Source organism: Cutibacterium nasicola (assembly GCF_051303185.1).
Taxonomy (GTDB): Bacteria; Actinomycetota; Actinomycetes; order Propionibacteriales; family Propionibacteriaceae; genus Cutibacterium.
Genome location: NZ_JBPPGE010000001.1, coordinates 137,715 through 154,436, shown reverse-complemented (window position 1 = coordinate 154,436; position 16,722 = coordinate 137,715). Strand labels below are relative to the sequence as shown.

The following is a 16,722-nucleotide window of genomic DNA, read 5'->3' as shown; positions in this document are numbered from 1 at the left end:
CGATTGAGGGTTCGCACCAGTCTGATGTGGGCTACTCAAGACTTCACGGGAATCGACGTCACTTCAATGCCACGCTGTGTGCCGTCATCCGCATGCGGTGCTGACCGTCAATCCACAACAAGACGATTGTGAGAACGAGGGTGCCGGCTCCGACGTAGTACGGTCCACCAACTCCCCACAAGGAGCTCAGCGCACCCGCAAGGGTGGGAGCGCATGCGCCGCCAAGGAAGCGAACCCCGGAGTAGGCCGACGACGCGACCTCGCGCTGAATGGTGCTTGCAGACATCACGATTTCGGTCATGGCAGTGTTGACGATGCCAATGAACAGACCACCAATGATGACCCCGATCACCTGAGGAATGGGCGAGATCCACGTCGCCAGCAGGATCTCGTCAATGGTGAACAGGACCAGAGTGACGACAACTGTGCGACGGATACCGAGGTGCTCGCAGGAACGCGGCCCGAGCCATACCGACCCCAATGAGACCATGAGCCCCCAACCAAAGAAGACCAGTCCCAGATCGAGTGGGGTGAATTGACCACCAGCTCGAATGGACGCCTCGGCCAGCGGGAACGGCGCGTAGGCAAGCAAGGTGAAGTAGCCGTAGTTGTAGACCAGGGCAGCCAGCATGAGAATCGCGACCCGCGGATCGACGAGAGCCTTGAACGGCTCGGCGGCAGACCGGCGCTGGGACTTGTGGATCGGGGTTGGTGGGACGAAGAACGCGATGGCGACGAGACCGATCGCCATGAGAACAGCAGTGCCGATGAAAGGGCCTCGCCATGACATAGACCCCAAAGCGCCACCGATGAGTGGCCCCAGGGCCATCCCTGCTCCAAGAGCCCCCTCGTACAGCATGATGGCGCGACGGGCATCGGAAGAAGCACCAAGAACGGTCGCCAAGGCGGTTGAGACGAAGAGGGCGTTCCCCACTCCCCAACCGCCGCGGAACCCGATGATGAGGTTGACGTGACCAGACAATGCACATGCTGTCGCAAAGGTCACGATGACGATGAGTCCGACGAGGAGGGTCTTCTTGCGGCCAATGCGAGTGGCCACCCATGAGGCGAAGAACATCGACGCGGCAGACACGAAGAGATAGGTGCTGAACAGCAGCTCGGTCTGCCCCGGGCTGGCGTGCAGGGCCGACGAAATCTCCGGGAGGATGGGGTCAACCACGCCCACCCCCATGTAGGAGAAGGCCGCCGCAATGGTGACCGCCCACACGGCCGGTCTGATGGGTTCCTTACTCGTCACTTCTTTGTCGTCCTCTCGTCGGCAGCCAGCACCTGGACCGCCTTCCGCAGAACTGGAAGCGCGTGACTCAGGATGGAGCGCTCTTCGTCGGTCATTTCCTTGAGGGCGGGCACGACCGACTTCCCCACTGACACTTCGCAACGGCGACAGTAGTCGTGGCCTTCGTCGGTGATCTCGATCAACCTGCTGCGGGCGTCGTTGGGGTCACGCCGTCGGGTCACCAATCCGTCACGCTCGAGCCTCTCGACGATGTCCGTCGTGGTGGTTGGTCTGGTGCCTTCCACACGGCTGAGGGTCCCAGTACTGATGTTCCCCATCACCTCGAGGGTGTGCAGGACCCGCCACGTCACTGAGGACGGCGGAATGCCAGCACGTCGCTTGGCCAGGCGTTGTAATCGACCGCAGGCGAGAACCAGGTCGGCCGCGGATTCGGCCTCGGACGGAGTGAAGGGTTCGGGCAGGGTGCGTCCGGGAGTCACATGATCTCAGAGTACTCCGGTTTCCGGAGTATTTCATCATGAGGTCATCGCCACGTCTATGTCCCCTAGCATGTGACGCGACACTTTACTGATGAGGACCCACGAGCGACACGACGACGCCACCGATGGTCGTGAAGAGAGGACATTCCATTCCCGCGGCGTCATGGTGTGGCACTGTGTGTCGGGCCGTTGGTTGGATCATCGGCACTTTCGTCGAGCCAGACGCCCGACTACCAACCTTCATGAGGCAGGGTTCCATCTACTCAACCTCCTTGCGACCATCGCTTTCATCGTGACCGACTCCTTGGTTGCGGTCGTCCTCGTCGTCACTGTCATGAGCCGCCACCACATGAAACACTTCGACCGAGACCCGACTGAACACGACCGAATCATTGAGAAGTGACCATGACTGCTCTCCCCCATCCACGCACAGGCAACCTGTTCACATCCCCTGTCATTCCTGGAACCGGCTGGCCAGGCGATCTGGCAACAGCACGAACACCAGTTGCCACCAACGCTGATGCCGTTGCGAGGATCGCTGCCCAGTGCGATGAACTTGCCAACCTTGACGCCGCAATTTCAGTGTGCCGGGCATGTCCTCGACTCATCGAGTGGCGGGAGGGCAAAGCGATCAGCAAGCGCGCTCAATGGCGCGACGAGCCCTACTGGGGACGGCCCGTGCCCTCATTCGGGGATCCGACGGCCCGAATGGCCGTCATCGGCTTGGCTCCCGCGGCCAACGGGGCGAATCGGACTGGTCGGATGTTCACCGGAGACCAGTCTGGAGAGTGGCTGTACCGTGCCTTGCATGACGCCGGTATCGCTTCTCAGGCGGACAGCGTCGACGCCGCTGATGGTCTGAGCCTCAACGACTGTCGCATCATTGCCCCGGTGCACTGCGCGCCCCCAGACAATTGGCCGAATCCCGACGAGAAACGCACCTGTGCGATCTGGTTCGACCGAGAACTCTCTGCGTTGGCCACCCTGCGCGCCATGATGTGTCTTGGCCAGATTGCCTGGACGTCAACTCTGGGTGCTGCCCGCAGGCTCGGGTGGCAGGTCCCCCGTCCCGCTCCCCGCTTCGGTCACGGGGCTCGAGCCGAGATCACGAGGACAGATGGCACCACAGTCCACATCGTCGGGTGTTACCACGTCAGTCGGCAGAACACGAACACCGGACGCCTCACGCGACAGATGCTCGGCGACGCCGTCCACACGCTTCGCGGTCTGGCCCTCGGATGACACAGCCTCACCGTCGTGGTGGGTGTACCTGAGTACGGTGACCAGGTGGGACAGCGTCGGAAGTGCGGCCAACAGGATCCGCCTCTCCTCAACGGACATCTCGTTGAGGGCGCCAACCAATCCTTCGCCAACCTTCCTCTCGGACTCGCGGCAGTAGTGGCGTCCCTGGTCCGTGATGGCGACCACCTTCGTGCGAGCATCGCTGGGTTTGACAGTCCGCGTGACATACCCCTCGTCGACGAGGCGATTGATGAGGTCAGTCGTGGTGGCGGGCTTGGTCCCCTCGATCCGAGTGAGAGCGCCCATCGGCAAGGGGCCTTCGCTTTCGATGGTGCGCAGCACCCGCCACGTCACAGATGCCCCTGGCACACCAGCCATTCTCTTGGCATGACGCTGCACCCTGCCGCACGCCATCGCCAGTTCAGCGGCCTGATCGACACTGAAGAAGAGACCTCGATCCATCGCGTAAGGATAGCTGGCGATGTGGACAACCACGCACCATGACCGCCTTCCGCGCATGAAGAATGCTCGTAGGCTGGGAACATGGTCATTCTCTCCAAGATTTACACCCGTACTGGCGACCACGGCTCGACTCGTCTGGTCGACAACTCCGTGGCAGCGAAGTCAGATTTGCGCGTCGAAGCGTACGGTCTCATTGATGAGGCCAACGCGAACATCGGTCTGGCTGTTGCCCTGGACTCAATGGTCCACGTCCTCACCGATGAGGTGCGCGAAGCCCTCGGCATCGTCCAGAACGAGCTGTTTGACGTCGGCGCTGATCTGGCCAACCCCCTTACCGCAAACCCGAAGTGGGAGCCGCTACGCACCGATGCGGGAAGCGTTGATCGGCTTGAGCGTTGGTGTGACGAGTTCGGTGCCGATCTTCCGACTCTGAAGTCGTTCATCCTGCCCGGCGGAAACCCTGTCGGTGCGCAGTTGCACGTGTGCCGAACTGCCATTCGTACCGCGGAGCGAGCGGCATGGCGCGCTGCGGAAGCATACGGAACTGAGGTTTCGGACGATCCCGAGACGACTCCGGGAGGCGTCAACGAACTGGCGATCACGTACCTCAATCGCTTGTCCGACCTGCTCTTCATCCTGTCGCGGACAGCCAACAAGGCTGGCGAGGATTCTTCCGACGAGGTGTTGTGGGTTCCGGGCGGCGAACGCAACTCGGCGGCTCACAAGGAATGATCAGAGGAGGTGACCCCTGGTGGCGTATTCGACGCCACCAGGGGGAGCCGCCTCGAGCCACGACATGAGGCCAGTCACCACGCCAGGGTCAACGACGATCTGGCACACCGAATACTTGCCTTTGCGCCCCGTCTCAAGGGTGACGGTCTCGTAGGCATCGGAGGCAAGTGCCAACGAGTCATCCACACTCGGTGGGCGATGCTCGACCATGACGAGTCCGCCCCGTCTCAGGACAATGGTGGGAACGTGACGTGGATCAATTGCCCGGTACCACTCGAAGGCGCCGTCGACGTAGCGGGCAGATCCAATCATCCATCCACCGGGTTTGGGCCCACCTATGACTCGCAAGCCACACAAAAAAGCACCGCGTCTACGCATGAGGACGCGGTGCCTGACGAGGAGCCAAATCATGTAGATGACGGCACAACAAACAATGAGGCCGATGATGACGGCATCCATCGCCAGTGTCGACAACATCGGTCTCATCCCGATGAAAACGATGGAAGCACGCACGTTTCAACGCTAGTCATCAGATCATTGATAGTCCATGAAGGTCACCCTAAGGTTGACCGCCGGTGACGATACGGGGAAGGGGCTGCCATGAGTCGCGACAGCCCCTTCCCGGCCTTTGTCAGACGTTCTTCTTCCCGGCGATGCGGGAAGCAGCAAGCTGAGCCTGGGCCAGGTGAAGACGATGGGTCAGATCCTGGATGACCAAGGAGTCCTCCTCGGTGCGCTCGTCCGTATTGATCTTTTTCCTCAGTTCGTCGAGGTCACGGTGGGCCTGATCGACCGAGATTTCCTCCGACTTCGTGGCGTACTGGGTGATGATCGACACGTGCCCGTCATTGTCGAGAGCCACGAAGCCACCGTCGCAGGCGATGACCTCACGAGCTCCATCAGGAGTGATGATCTGGGCCGCGCAGGGTACGAGGGCCGCGAGGAAGGCCTCGTGTCCGGGAAGGAGACCAATATCACCCTCGGTGGTCCGAACGATGATGTTGATCGACTCCCCCTTCCAGACCTCGCCGTCAGCACAGACGACCTTGACTTGAAGCGTCGGGTGACCCATGGGGACTCAGCCCTCCCTCTTCTTCTTGTCCCAGTTCTCCATCACCATGTCCATGTTGCCAACGTTGAAGAAAGCCTGCTCCGGGACGTGATCCACGTCACCGCGGCAGATCATCTGGAATCCCTCAATGGTGTCGGCCATGGAGACGGTCGAGCCAGGGACACCAGTGAACTTCTCACCCGTGTAGGTACTTTGCGACAGGAATTGCTGGATGCGACGGGCACGAGCGACGGTGACCTTGTCCTCCTCGCTCAGCTCGTCAACACCGAGGATGGCGATGATGTCCTGAAGCTCCTTGTTGCGCTGCAATATCTGCTTCACCTGGGTCGCAGTGTCGTAATGCTCCTGGCCCACGTACAGCGGGTCGAGGATACGAGAGGTCGACGTCAGCGGGTCCACAGCCGGGTACAGACCACGAGAGGCAATCTCGCGGGAGAGCTCGGTGGTGGCATCCAGGTGAGCAAAGGTCGTGGCCGGAGCTGGGTCGGTGTAGTCGTCGGCAGGGACGTAGACGGCCTGCATCGAGGTGATCGAGTGACCTCGGGTCGACGTGATTCGCTCCTGCAGCTGGCCCATCTCGTCCGCCAGGTTCGGCTGATAACCCACGGCCGAAGGCATGCGGCCGAGCAAGGTCGAGACCTCGGAACCAGCCTGCGAGAAGCGGAAAATGTTGTCGATGAACAGCAGCACGTCCTGATTCTGGACATCGCGGAAGTACTCAGCCATTGTCAGGCCGGTCAGGGCAATGCGAAGACGGGTGCCCGGGGGCTCGTCCATCTGGCCGAAGACAAGGGCGGTGTCCTTCAGCACTCCGGCCTCGTCCATCTCATTGATGAGGTCATTGCCCTCACGGGTACGCTCCCCGACACCGGCGAACACCGAGGTACCGCCGAAGTTGTGAGCAATGCGGTAAATCATCTCCTGAATCAGAACCGTCTTGCCAACGCCAGCGCCGCCGAAGAGGCCGATCTTGCCGCCCTTGACGTACGGGGTGAGCAGGTCGAGAACCTTGATGCCGGTTTGCAGCATCTCGGTCTCAGGTTCCAGGTCATCGAATCCGGGCGGATCACGATGGATCGGCCAGCGCTCGGTGACCTCGATGGTCGAGGGATCGACGTTGAGGACGTCACCGGTCACGTTCCACACGTGGCCCTTGGTGACATCGCCCACCGGCACACTGATCGGAGCACCCGTGTCACGGACCTCGGTGCCTCGGCGCAGACCATCAGTCGGCTTGAGGGAGATGGCACGCACAACGTTCTCGCCGATGTGCAGGGCCACTTCGAGGGTGATGGTATGGGTCTCCCCCATCACCTCGGTGTCGACGTGAAGGGCGTTGAGGATCTCCGGCATCCGTCCAGCCGGAAACTCGACGTCAACGACGGGGCCGATAACGCGGACGACGCGGCCGACACTTGCAACCTCGTCCTTCATCTCGGGGGACATAGCTGTCGCAGTCATGATGTTCTCTCTCACTCCTGTGGGGCGGACTCTGCAAGGGCAGCGGCGCCACCCACGATCTCGGTGATTTCCTGGGTAATGGCAGCCTGACGAGCCTGGTTGGCCTGCCGACTCAGCGACTGGATCAACTGCTCGGCGTTGTCGGTGGCCGCTTTCATGGCGCGCTGCCGGCTTGCCAGCTCCGAGGCAGCCGATTGCAGCAGGGCGTAATGGATACGGTTCGCGACGTACAAGGGCAGCAATTGATCCAGAACGCTGACCGGATCCGGTTCGAAGCGGTACTCGTGGAAGATCTCCTCATCAGATGTACCGACTCCAGGATCACCAGCCTCGAGTTCTCCCTCCGGCGTCGCCTCCGGGTCGACGACGGCCAGCGGCAACAACCTCACGACCTTCGGCATCTGCGTCAGCATCGAGGCGAAATGGGTGTACACGACGTGAATCTCGTCAACCCCACCATCCTCGGTCGGACGGAGGAACTCCTCGATCAGCGTGTCCGCGATGTCCCGGGCCTGCTTGTAGGTAGGCGAGTCGGAGAAACCACCCCACACGTGCTCGACTTTGCGGCCACGGAACTCGAAGTACTGCACTCCCTTGCGACCACACAGATAGGTGACAACCTCCTGCCTCGGTCTGAGAGCAGCGTGCAACTGCTCAGCCGACTTGATCACGTTTGAGGAATATGCTCCGGCAAGGCCACGATCGGAGGTGATCAACAGCACGGCCGAACGCTTCGGATCCGGATTGACGGAGGTGAGCGGATGCTCCTCGTGAGTGCGAGAGGCAACCGCCGACAGGGCTCGCGTCAGCTCCAAGGAGTACGGACTCGCCGCCTTGACGATGTTCTGTGCCTTGACGATCCGGGAGGAGGCAATGAGCTCCATCGCGCGAGTGATCTTCTTCGTCGTCGCGACCGAGTTCCGCCGTTCCCGCAGTTCCCGAAGGTTTGAGGCCACGACTCAGCCCTTCTTCGCGCGAACGATCTTGATCTGATCGATGTCCTCGGCGGACATCGGATCGAACTCCTCATGACCAGCCAACACCTTGCCGTCAGAGGTCTTGAATCCCTGCTTGACCACGTCGAAGGCGACCGCAGCCTCCTTCTGGGCGTCGTCGTCGAACTTGCCGGTCTCACGGATCGTGGTCAGCACGTTTCCGTGGCTGCGCAGGTACTCGAGCACATCGCCCTCGAAACGCAGCACGTCATCAACGGGGACGTCGTCGAACCTGCCGGTGGTCCCGCCCCACACGCTGATGGTCTGCTCCTCGACCGGGTAAGGGGAGAACTGTCCCTGCTTCAGGAGCTCCATCAAGCGGGCGCCACGATCCAGCTGACGACGAGAGGTCTCGTCCAGGTCGGAGGCGAACATTGCGAAGGCTTCCATGTCCCGGTACTGGGCCAAGGAGATCTTGAGCGTGCCGGACACCGACTTCATGGCCTTGATTTGGGCCGCCCCACCGACACGGGACACCGAGATACCGACGTCGACAGCCGGACGTTGGTTGGCGTTGAACAGATCGGACTGCAGGAAGATCTGACCATCGGTGATGGAGATGACGTTCGTCGGGATGAAGGCCGACACGTCGTTGGCCTTGGTCTCGATGATTGGAAGACCGGTCATCGAACCCCCACCCAGCTCGTCGGAGAGCTTCGCACAACGCTCCAGTAGACGGGAATGGAGGTAGAAAACGTCACCGGGGTAGGCTTCGCGGCCCGGCGGACGACGCAGCAGCAGCGACATTGCTCGGTAGGCCTCGGCCTGCTTGGTCAGGTCATCGAACACGATGAGGACGTGCTTGCCCTGGTACATCCAGTGCTGTCCGATGGCCGATCCGGCGTACGGAGCAATGTACTTGAAGCCGGCGGGGTCGGACGCAGGAGCGTGAACAATGGTGGTGTACTCCATCGCACCGGCCTTCTCGAGGGCGCCCTTGACCTCGGCAACCGTCGAGCCCTTCTGGCCGACGGCCACGTAGATGCAGCGGACCTGCTTCTTGGGGTCGCCGGACTCCCAGTTGGCCTTCTGGTTGATGATGGTGTCCATCGCGATGGCGGTCTTACCGGTCTTGCGGTCGCCAATGATGAGCTGCCGCTGACCACGACCGATCGGGATCATCGAGTCGATGGCTTTGAGACCGGTCTGCAACGGCTCACGGACCTCCTGGCGATCCATGACACCAGCAGCCTGAATCTCGAGGGCACGGCGACCTTCAACATCCTTGATCTCGCCGAGGCCGTCCACGGGGTTGCCCATCGCGTCGACGACGCGACCGAGGTAACCCTCACCAACCGGCACCGACAACACCTCGCCAGTGCCATGAACGGTCGATCCCTCATCAATGCCGTCGGAGTCGCCAAGCACGACCACACCAATCTGCCGCTCTTCCAGATTGAGGGCAATGCCCATCGTCCCGTTCTCGAAGCGCAGCAACTCGTTGGCCATGACCGAGGGAAGACCCTCGACGTGGGCGATACCGTCACCGGAGGTGACGACAGTGCCGACCTCCTCACGGGCCGCCGTCTCCGGCTCGTAGTTCTGGACGAAGTTGTCCAGGGCGTCGCGGATCTCCTCCGGACGTATCGTCAGTTCCGCCATTGCGTCTCCTTGTAAGCTCCCCTGTCCCGCACTCGAGGTGGGGGTCACGTGTGTCAGCCCAGTTCTCGTCGGGCTTTGTCCAGACGGTGGGCCACCGTCGAGTCGATGACCTCGGTGCCGAGGTCGATGAGCGCACCACCAAGCACCGCCGGGTCGACGACCTCGGACAGCTCGATCGGGCTGCCGGTGATCCGTTCCAGTTGCTTCACCATCTCGGCACGCTGTGCGGCAGTCAGCGCACTGGCAGTCGTCACGATGGCACGCCTCCGTTCGGCCATTTCGGCGGCAATGTGCAGATAGCCGTCGACGACCTGCTCGAAAGTGCTGTCGGATGACACCACCGCGCGGCGAGCCAGAGCGAGGGTGTCCGCGCTGACTCGGTCGCCTATCAGCGTCGTCAACAGCTTCTGGCGATCCTCCACCGAACGGTTCGGATCACCGATCGCCACCTGAAGTGAAGCCTGTCCGCGCACCAGCCGACTGATGTGGAACAACTCGTCGGCAACCGCCTCAAGACGGTCAGCCTGTCGGGCTCCGCGCAGCACGGCACGAACACCCTGACGCTCCAGGGCGCGCGTCAAGGCTGCTGGTGACCGCCACGTGCACGTGGTGGTCGCGTCCAGAAGTTCCTTGCAGTCAGGAGAGACCTTCGACGCGAAGACCGCGTCCACGAGTCCCTGACGCGCCTTGGCCTCAGAACCAGTGTCTGACACTGCGCGTCGTAAGCCGGACTCACGATTCAGAACGTCGACAACCGCGAAAATCTCAGTAGCGAAATCGGTACCTGTACCACGCCGATCGCCAACCTCGTCTAGGTGCTGTGATGCGCTCACCGCCGTCGTCATACCCGATTCACCGTCCGCGAGTCAGAAGCCGAGGGCTCCTCGGCCAGCGAGGACAGGAAGCGGTCGACGGTCGCCTGGACGCGCTGGTCGTCTTGTAAGGACTCCCCTACGATCCGACTGGCCAGAGTGGTCGCAAGGCCACCGATCTCGGCACGTACGTCGCGCACAGCCTGATCGCGTTCCGCCTGAATCTGGGCGTTGGCGCGCTCAGTGATGCGACTGGCCTCGGCCTGGGCCTGGGCACGCATCTCCTCAACGATCTGCGCGCCCTGGTTCTTGGCGTCGTCACGTATCTGGGCGGCCTCACCGCGCGCGTTGGCCAGCTGAGCCTGGTACTTCTCCAGAGCCGCCTTCGCCTCAGCTTGAGCTTTCTCGGCCCTCTCAATTCCACCTTGAATCGTCTCGGTGCGCTCCTCGTAAAGCTCCTCGAAACGGGGAACAACCGCCTTGGCGATGAGCCACGTGAGGAGCAGGACAAGGATGACTCCGACGATGATCTCGATGGGATCCTCAGGAGCAAGCGGCCCGAGATCCATCTCGAGGATGTTCATACGTCCGGGCTCACTTAACGACGAAGGCAAGAACGAAGCCGAACAGCGCCAGGGCCTCAACCACAGCGAAGCCGAGGATTGCCGGCGTCCACATAGCCGATCGGGCCTCCGGCTGACGAGCGGTGCCATTGATGACGGCAGCGAAGATCCACGCCACGCCGAGGGCCGGGCCGAGGGTGGCCAGGCCATAGCCGAGCACGTTGAGCGAGCCACCGATGAGCATGGGTACCATGGTGTTTCCTTCCGAATTGTGCCCCTGTGGGGCGTTGTCTTCGTCGCCGGTCTGTTTGACGACGAGGTCCTAGAGGCAGCGTGCCGTCAGTGTTCCTCGGATATCGAGGATGCCACATACTGTGCCGACAGCACGGTGAACACGTAGGCCTGCAGGAAGCCCACGAACAGTTCCAGCGCGAAGAGCGCGAAACTGAGGATCAGGGAGAAACCACCAGCGATGTTGTACATGACGCTGGAGGGATAGGTGAGAAGGAATCCGCCGCCGACGACGAAGATCATGATGATGAGGTGGCCGGCGAACATGTTGGCGAACAGTCGCAACGACAAGGTCAGCGGACGGGTGATGAAGTTTGACAGGAACTCGAGCGGGATGATGAGCCACCACAGGTACCACGGGACGCCTGGAGGAAGCATCGAGTCCTTGAGGTAACGGATGCCCTTGGTCTTGAAGCCGGCGATGACGTAGACGAACCACGAGACGATCGCGAGACCGTAGACGTACCCGACGTGGGAGAAGGTCGGGAACATGAAGACGAAGAGCTCGCCGAACCAGTTGTTGATGAGGATGAAGCTGAACAGCGCTACCAAGTACGGCAACCAGGGCTCGAACCCATGACCGATGGTGTCGCGCACCAGCGCGTTGCGGATGAAGTTGTAGCAGTACTCGCCGAAAACCTGACGCTTACCGGGAACGACCTTGAGCCCGCGGCTCATCCATACCCAGAAGGCGATGACGACGATGAAGGCGATGATCGCCTGCCAGAACGGCTTGTCCATCCAAGCCACCCCGAAGGTCCCGTCGAACATGAAGTCCTCAAGCCCTGGAGTGTGAAATTCCAGGGGAGACACGATCCCGTTCACTGACCCTCCCGGTCGTTGTTCTGGTCGGGCACGATCCCGTAGCGCTTGACAATGAGATAGACGCTCGCCGCAAAGCCACCGATCATGCCGACGACAAAAATCCACACTTGATGGAAGTGGCTTGACAGTAGCCAGCCGATACCACCATAGAAGAGCATGCCCGCGAGGACATAGCTCAAGACCCCCCAGGCGTCGCCGTCACTGGACGGCGCGGAGCTGGTACTCGTTCGCGTCATTGAGTTCGTACTCATGTCTATGGTGACTTTAGCAGCCATGACCCCACTAGTACTCATCGAAGGCTGCCATCGTCGTGACGACACTCGGCATCGGTCGGATTGGGATCTTCAGGATCTTCATAAATCCGCTGTGGCTGCGAACTAGCTAGGGCCGCGCCGACGGTCCAGGCCAGTGCGGACCCGACTATTGCTGATGCGCATGGAAGCGGGACAAGCCCAGTGTGGTGCTCGGATACCAGAACCCCAAGGCCGCCCAGAACACTGATCTGGATGACGAAGAGTCCAACGCCGAGAAGCCAGGAACCGCTCCGATTGAGCAGATGAACACCACGGCCGCACGCAAGAAATGCCACAGCCACGACGGTGCCAGCCAGACCACTACAGGCTGACGGTACGCGGGGTCGAACGATGACGGTCGTCACTGAGGTCACGAGCAGGCCGGTCACTGTAGCCCACAGCAGCCCACTACGGTACACACGAGACACGACACGAGATGTCGCCGACGCACGACGGTCAACGCGAGCATGACCCATGGCGAGACGTGTCATCTCGTCATCCCTCCCCGTGGTCATGACCAATGAATCCAAAAGTGGTGAGTCAAACCATCAGAACTCGGCAACGCGACGCTGTGAGTCGAGTGATTGGCCTGGTGAGGTCGCCCTCGGTGAGAAACGTAACACATGACGCGTGATGGCGTCGAAGTCTCAGGTTTCGGCAGATGGATGCCGCGAGTTTTCCATCGTCAGGAGCACGCACATGATCAGCCCCGCGATGACGATGGCTACCGCCCACCAGGTTCTCTCCAAGCCGATGAACACCGTTCCGAAGGTCAACACAGTGGTCCACAGGTACATCAGCAACACGGCTCGAATGTGGGAGTGCCCTCGCTGCAGAAGACGGTGGTGAAGGTGCTGCTTGTCGGCGACGAAGAACCAGGTTCCTCGCCACGTTCGCCTGACGTACCCCATGACGAGGTCGAGGAAGGGAATCGCGAGCACCATGAGCGGGACGATGATCGGCAGGTAGGCGGGAACCAACCCACCACCGTGGGCCGTAAGGGCTGTGGAGTCGATCTGCCCGGTCAAAGAGATCGTGGACGTGGCGAGAAGCAAACCCAGCAACAGGGATCCCGAATCCCCCATGAACATCTTCGCGGGGTGCCAGTTGTGCGGCAGGAATCCCATACAGGCTCCCGCACTCGCAGCGGTGATGAGGCTCGTCGTCGTCGCCACCACGAAATCCTGCTCGTGGGCCAGCAGGTAGGTGTAGAAGAAGAAGGCGAGAGACCCAATGGCGACGACACCAGAGGCCAACCCGTCCAGGCCATCGATGAAGTTCACCGCATTTGCACACAACACGATGAAGAAGACCGTGACGAGGATCGACGTTGGCGTCCCCAGGGCAATGATTGAGTTGGGCAGCGGAATCCAGAACATCCGGACTCCACCTGTGACGACGATTCCGGCCGCCAACACCTGCCCTGCAGCCTTCGCCAGAGCAGGTAGGTCAAGCAGGTCGTCAAGGACACCCACGGCGCAGATGACGGCCCCCGCGACGCAAATCGTCAGGGCATCATCAGCCACCAGGAGGTGACGCCCCAAGAAAGGCATGTTTCGCGCCAACAAGCATGCCAATGCCACTCCACCGAGCATGGCCACCCCTCCGAAGTAGGGAACAGGCCTGGTGTGGACGTCTCTCGAGCGCACCTTGGCAACAGCCCCCCATCTCAGAGCAGCCTGCCGACACAGGCTCGACAACAAATAGGTCGTCAGACCTGATGTCAGCATCACCAGGATGTACTCGCGCATGTTCGCGGGTCAGTTCTCGCCGGTCGAGGTGGCTGGAGGCTCGGAGTCTGGACCGGGCTCGTCCGACGAAGTGGTGTCGGCCTTGCGAACGTCCTCCTCGGCGGCTTTGGGCTCTTCCATTCCGACAACATCGGGAGCCACCTCGTGGATGGCCTCCAAGGACAAGGCACCCTGACGAACGATCTTGCCGTCAGTGGTCGACACGAAGTCGATGATGGTGGACGCCTCCCCTACCCGACTCGGTCCGGCGTCCAGATACACCGCAACCGTGACGCCGAGTTGTTCGGCGGCTCCCTGAGCCGTCAGCGCAGCCGAATGTCCGGACTTGTTCGCACTCGAGACCGCCATGGGGCCCGTCATGCGCAACAACTCACGGGTCTGCTCCTGGTCAGGGACGCGCACGGCAAGAGTCCCGTTGGTCTCTCCCAGGTCCATCCCGAGCGACTCCTGAGCACGCAGGATGAGAGTCAGACCACCTGGCCAGTACTTCTGCGCGAGAGCCTCCGCTGCGGCCGGGATGCGCTGGCACAGGGCCGGCAGCGCGACCGAATCACTGACGAGGATCGGCGGTGGCATGTCACGCCCGCGTTCCTTGGCATTGAGAAGACGCTGAACGGCCAAGGTGTCGAGGGCATCAGCGCCGATCCCGTACACGGTGTCGGTCGGCAGGACGATGCACTCGCCATCAGCGATGGCATCCGCGGCCTGTTCCAGAGCCGCTTCGTAGGTGTCTGGATTCGTGACATCGAGAATGAGCGGGGTGGTCCCGATGCCCTCCGTGTCGGCCTCGGCCTCAATGGGATCGGACTGACTGTCGGCCGACTCCACGTCAGCGCCTTCCGTCAGCTCGTTGTCCTCGACCATCGTCTGGTCAGTCTCATCCATGCCATACATCCTTCCACCGTCGTCGAGCAGTGACGAACCTCGGCCTACCTGCCAGATCATCATGATCCTCGACTTCGTCCCACTGTGCCGTCGTCGTCATGTACTCAGTCACGGCCTGGCGGTGAGTGTCACCATGTTCCATCACGAACAGTCCTCCCGGCACGAGGAGCTCTGATGCACGGTCAATGAGTCGACGTGGAAGGTCCAACCCGTCATCCCCGGAGAACAGCGCGAGGTCGGGTTCGTGGTCCGTGACGTCAGTGGGCATGGCAGCAGCATCGACGCGTCGCAGATACGGTGGGTTGGTGACGACGACATCGAAGCGACGTCCATCATCCGGCACCTCCAATGCGTCACCGGCGAGAACTTCCACCCCGGAACCGGCAAGGTTCCCACGAGTCCACACCAAGGCGTCCTCATCGAGCTCGACCGCGCTGACACGCGCTCCTGGTACCTCGCTGGCAATCGCTAGCGCGATGGCGCCGGTACCCGCACACAGATCGATGACGCTCGGGGCGGATCCGGCCATGACGAGACGGCGTGCCTCGTCAACGGCCCGTTCGACCAGCAATTCGGTTTCCGGCCGAGGTATGAAGACCCCAGGTCCAACGTCCATGCGCAGCCCGCGGAACCAGGCATGACCGACGATGTATTGGGTCGGTTCCCCGGATCGACGTCGGTCCACCATCTCGTCGAAGCGATCCGCGTCATGAGGGCTCACACTCGACACGAAGACAAGCGTGGCGGGTTGGACGTCAAGGGCCTCGCACAGCAACATCCGTGCGTCAGCAGCTGGGGTTTCGACACCTCCGGTGGCCAGCTTTCGGGTAGCTCGTGCCAGAAGCAGTGAGGGGCTGGGATCTGTCATGAGGCCTCCTGCTCATGACGCTCGTCAGCCATCCGCCGTCTCACCTCGTCTGTGTGGAGAGCATCAAGTACCTCGCCGAGATCACCCGCGAGGATTTGGTCGAGTTTGCGGGACTTGTAGCCGATGCGGTGGTCGGTGAGCCGATTCTCCGGGAAGTTGTAGGTCCGCACTCGCGCCGAGCGGTCAACGGTACGGACCTGGTCCCGGCGCATACGATCATTCTCATCAGCAGCTCGCTGGGCAGCCAGAGCAGCAACCTTGGCACGCAGCATCCGCATGGCCTCGGTCTTGTTCTGCAGCTGACTACGTTCGTTTTGGCAGCTGGCGACGATTCCGGTTGGAAGGTGGGTGAGACGGACCGCGGAATCGGTGGTGTTGACTCCTTGTCCGCCGGGGCCCGACGAGCGGTACACGTCGACGCGAACATCGGCAGGATCGATGTCCACCTCTGTCTCGTCGACGTCAGGCATGACGAGGACACCGACCGCTGAGGTGTGAATACGTCCAGCGGATTCCGTCACTGGCACCCGCTGAACTCGGTGAACGCCGCCCTCGTGCTTAAGGTAGCCGTACGCCGGGTGTGACGGCACACCCTCGACGGCGACGACGACAGAACGGTAACCACCCAAGTCAGTCAACTCGCTGGTGAGTTCACGAACCGACCAGCCAACCCTCTCGGCGTAGCGCGTGTACATCCGCAGCAGATCAGCGGCGAAGAGGGCGGACTCCTCGCCGCCCTCACCCGAATGGATCTCGACCAAGGCGTCCTCATGATCGAGTGGGTCCGAGGGGACGAGCAGCTCGGTCAGTTCAGCATTGAAGGCATCGAGGTGGTTTCGCAGGGTTTCGGCCTCCTGCGCAAAGGCGGGGTCCTCGTCGGCAAGGTCGTCAGCGGCCTGGATGTCTGCGGTCAGCTGGTTGACGCGGTCGGCGACTGACACAACGTGACATAGGCGTGAGTGGCGTTTGCCCAATCGCCCCATCACTGCCGGGTCAGACAACACATGTGGGTCGGCAAGTTGGGTCTCAACCTCCCGCAGCCGACGACGAACCTCGTCAACCGCTTGCTGCGTCGATTCACTCATGACCCTCCTGACCAACCATGCCCGGGGGGCGTTGAAAGGCCCCGGA

At 61.6% G+C, this 16,722-nt stretch carries 20 protein-coding genes and 1 pseudogene; 3 read left to right on the top strand and 18 right to left on the bottom strand.

Features of this window, described 5'->3' with window-relative positions; genetic code table 11:
• Positions 1 to 58: 58 nt before the first annotated feature.
• Together ACSJJT_RS00715 and ACSJJT_RS00710 are read right to left on the bottom strand one after the other, a co-directional pair.
• Positions 59 to 1,258 (bottom strand): MFS transporter, encoded by a 1,200-nt coding sequence (locus tag ACSJJT_RS00715; RefSeq protein WP_435916488.1) that lies wholly within the window; start codon positions 1,256 to 1,258, stop codon positions 59 to 61.
• A complete protein-coding gene (locus tag ACSJJT_RS00710; RefSeq protein WP_435916994.1) occupies positions 1,255 to 1,575 on the bottom strand; it encodes a MarR family winged helix-turn-helix transcriptional regulator in 321 nt (106 codons plus the stop codon). The genes ACSJJT_RS00715 and ACSJJT_RS00710 overlap by 4 nt, the downstream gene beginning before the upstream one ends.
• Before the next feature lie 253 nt (positions 1,576 to 1,828).
• Here ACSJJT_RS00710 and ACSJJT_RS00705 point away from each other — a divergent pair, with 253 nt between their 5' ends.
• Together ACSJJT_RS00705 and ACSJJT_RS00700 are read left to right on the top strand one after the other, a co-directional pair.
• The gene (locus ACSJJT_RS00705; RefSeq protein WP_435916487.1) at positions 1,829 to 2,140 is read left to right on the top strand and encodes a hypothetical protein; all 312 of its coding nucleotides are present in this window, start codon (positions 1,829 to 1,831) and stop codon (positions 2,138 to 2,140) included.
• 2 nt (positions 2,141 to 2,142) lie between these two features.
• Positions 2,143 to 2,979, top strand: coding sequence for a uracil-DNA glycosylase (locus ACSJJT_RS00700; protein WP_435916486.1), 837 nt, complete (start codon positions 2,143 to 2,145; stop codon positions 2,977 to 2,979).
• Positions 2,980 to 3,180: 201 nt separating this feature from the next.
• On the opposite strand, the pseudogene ACSJJT_RS00695 reads toward ACSJJT_RS00700, so the two are convergent.
• A pseudogene (locus ACSJJT_RS00695) lies at positions 3,181 to 3,357 on the bottom strand (MarR family transcriptional regulator); the annotation flags it as partial.
• 165 nt (positions 3,358 to 3,522) lie between these two features.
• On the opposite strand from ACSJJT_RS00695, the gene ACSJJT_RS00690 reads away from it, so the two are divergent.
• A complete protein-coding gene (locus ACSJJT_RS00690) occupies positions 3,523 to 4,173 on the top strand; it encodes a cob(I)yrinic acid a,c-diamide adenosyltransferase (protein WP_435916485.1) in 651 nt (216 codons plus the stop codon).
• Here the strand turns inward: ACSJJT_RS00690 and ACSJJT_RS00685 are convergent, their stop codons facing one another.
• From ACSJJT_RS00685 to prfA, 15 genes are all read right to left on the bottom strand, one after another.
• On the bottom strand, positions 4,174 to 4,659 hold the full coding sequence (locus ACSJJT_RS00685) for a DUF2550 domain-containing protein (RefSeq protein WP_435916993.1): 486 nt from the start codon (positions 4,657 to 4,659) through the stop codon (positions 4,174 to 4,176).
• Positions 4,660 to 4,804: 145 nt separating this feature from the next.
• On the bottom strand, positions 4,805 to 5,245 hold the full coding sequence (locus ACSJJT_RS00680) for a F0F1 ATP synthase subunit epsilon (protein ID WP_435916484.1): 441 nt from the start codon (positions 5,243 to 5,245) through the stop codon (positions 4,805 to 4,807).
• 6 nt (positions 5,246 to 5,251) lie between these two features.
• Complete coding sequence (atpD, locus tag ACSJJT_RS00675) at positions 5,252 to 6,706, bottom strand: F0F1 ATP synthase subunit beta (protein ID WP_435916483.1); 1,455 nt, start codon at positions 6,704 to 6,706, stop codon at positions 5,252 to 5,254.
• Positions 6,707 to 6,717: 11 nt separating this feature from the next.
• Complete coding sequence (locus ACSJJT_RS00670) at positions 6,718 to 7,662, bottom strand: F0F1 ATP synthase subunit gamma (RefSeq protein WP_435916482.1); 945 nt, start codon at positions 7,660 to 7,662, stop codon at positions 6,718 to 6,720.
• A 3-nt stretch (positions 7,663 to 7,665) separates the two neighbouring features.
• On the bottom strand, positions 7,666 to 9,303 hold the full coding sequence (gene atpA / locus ACSJJT_RS00665; protein WP_435916481.1) for a F0F1 ATP synthase subunit alpha: 1,638 nt from the start codon (positions 9,301 to 9,303) through the stop codon (positions 7,666 to 7,668).
• Between the two features lie 53 nt (positions 9,304 to 9,356).
• Positions 9,357 to 10,148 carry a F0F1 ATP synthase subunit delta gene (locus ACSJJT_RS00660; protein WP_435916480.1) on the bottom strand — a complete coding sequence of 264 codons (792 nt, stop codon included), beginning with the start codon at positions 10,146 to 10,148 and terminating at the stop codon, positions 9,357 to 9,359.
• Positions 10,145 to 10,699: a F0F1 ATP synthase subunit B gene (locus ACSJJT_RS00655; RefSeq protein ID WP_435916479.1), complete on the bottom strand. Its 555-nt coding sequence runs from the start codon at positions 10,697 to 10,699 to the stop codon at positions 10,145 to 10,147. The genes ACSJJT_RS00660 and ACSJJT_RS00655 overlap by 4 nt, the downstream gene beginning before the upstream one ends.
• A 10-nt stretch (positions 10,700 to 10,709) precedes the next feature.
• The gene (locus tag ACSJJT_RS00650) at positions 10,710 to 10,931 is read right to left on the bottom strand and encodes an ATP synthase subunit C-like protein (protein ID WP_435916478.1); all 222 of its coding nucleotides are present in this window, start codon (positions 10,929 to 10,931) and stop codon (positions 10,710 to 10,712) included.
• An 86-nt stretch (positions 10,932 to 11,017) separates the two neighbouring features.
• Entirely contained in the window at positions 11,018 to 11,794 is a 777-nt protein-coding gene (atpB, locus tag ACSJJT_RS00645; protein WP_435916477.1) for a F0F1 ATP synthase subunit A, read from the bottom strand.
• Positions 11,791 to 12,069: an AtpZ/AtpI family protein gene (locus tag ACSJJT_RS00640; protein WP_435916476.1), complete on the bottom strand. Its 279-nt coding sequence runs from the start codon at positions 12,067 to 12,069 to the stop codon at positions 11,791 to 11,793. The genes atpB and ACSJJT_RS00640 overlap by 4 nt, the downstream gene beginning before the upstream one ends.
• Before the next feature lie 14 nt (positions 12,070 to 12,083).
• The gene (locus ACSJJT_RS00635; RefSeq protein ID WP_435916475.1) at positions 12,084 to 12,578 is read right to left on the bottom strand and encodes a cyanate permease; all 495 of its coding nucleotides are present in this window, start codon (positions 12,576 to 12,578) and stop codon (positions 12,084 to 12,086) included.
• Positions 12,579 to 12,734: 156 nt separating this feature from the next.
• On the bottom strand, positions 12,735 to 13,838 hold the full coding sequence (locus ACSJJT_RS00630; RefSeq protein ID WP_435916474.1) for an MraY family glycosyltransferase: 1,104 nt from the start codon (positions 13,836 to 13,838) through the stop codon (positions 12,735 to 12,737).
• Between the two features lie 9 nt (positions 13,839 to 13,847).
• Entirely contained in the window at positions 13,848 to 14,723 is an 876-nt protein-coding gene (locus tag ACSJJT_RS00625) for an L-threonylcarbamoyladenylate synthase (RefSeq protein ID WP_435916473.1), read from the bottom strand.
• A complete protein-coding gene (prmC, locus tag ACSJJT_RS00620) occupies positions 14,716 to 15,591 on the bottom strand; it encodes a peptide chain release factor N(5)-glutamine methyltransferase (RefSeq protein WP_435916472.1) in 876 nt (291 codons plus the stop codon). The genes ACSJJT_RS00625 and prmC overlap by 8 nt, the downstream gene beginning before the upstream one ends.
• On the bottom strand, positions 15,588 to 16,676 hold the full coding sequence (gene prfA, locus ACSJJT_RS00615; protein ID WP_435916471.1) for a peptide chain release factor 1: 1,089 nt from the start codon (positions 16,674 to 16,676) through the stop codon (positions 15,588 to 15,590). Before prfA ends, prmC begins: the two co-directional genes overlap by 4 nt.
• Positions 16,677 to 16,722: the final 46 nt, after the last annotated feature.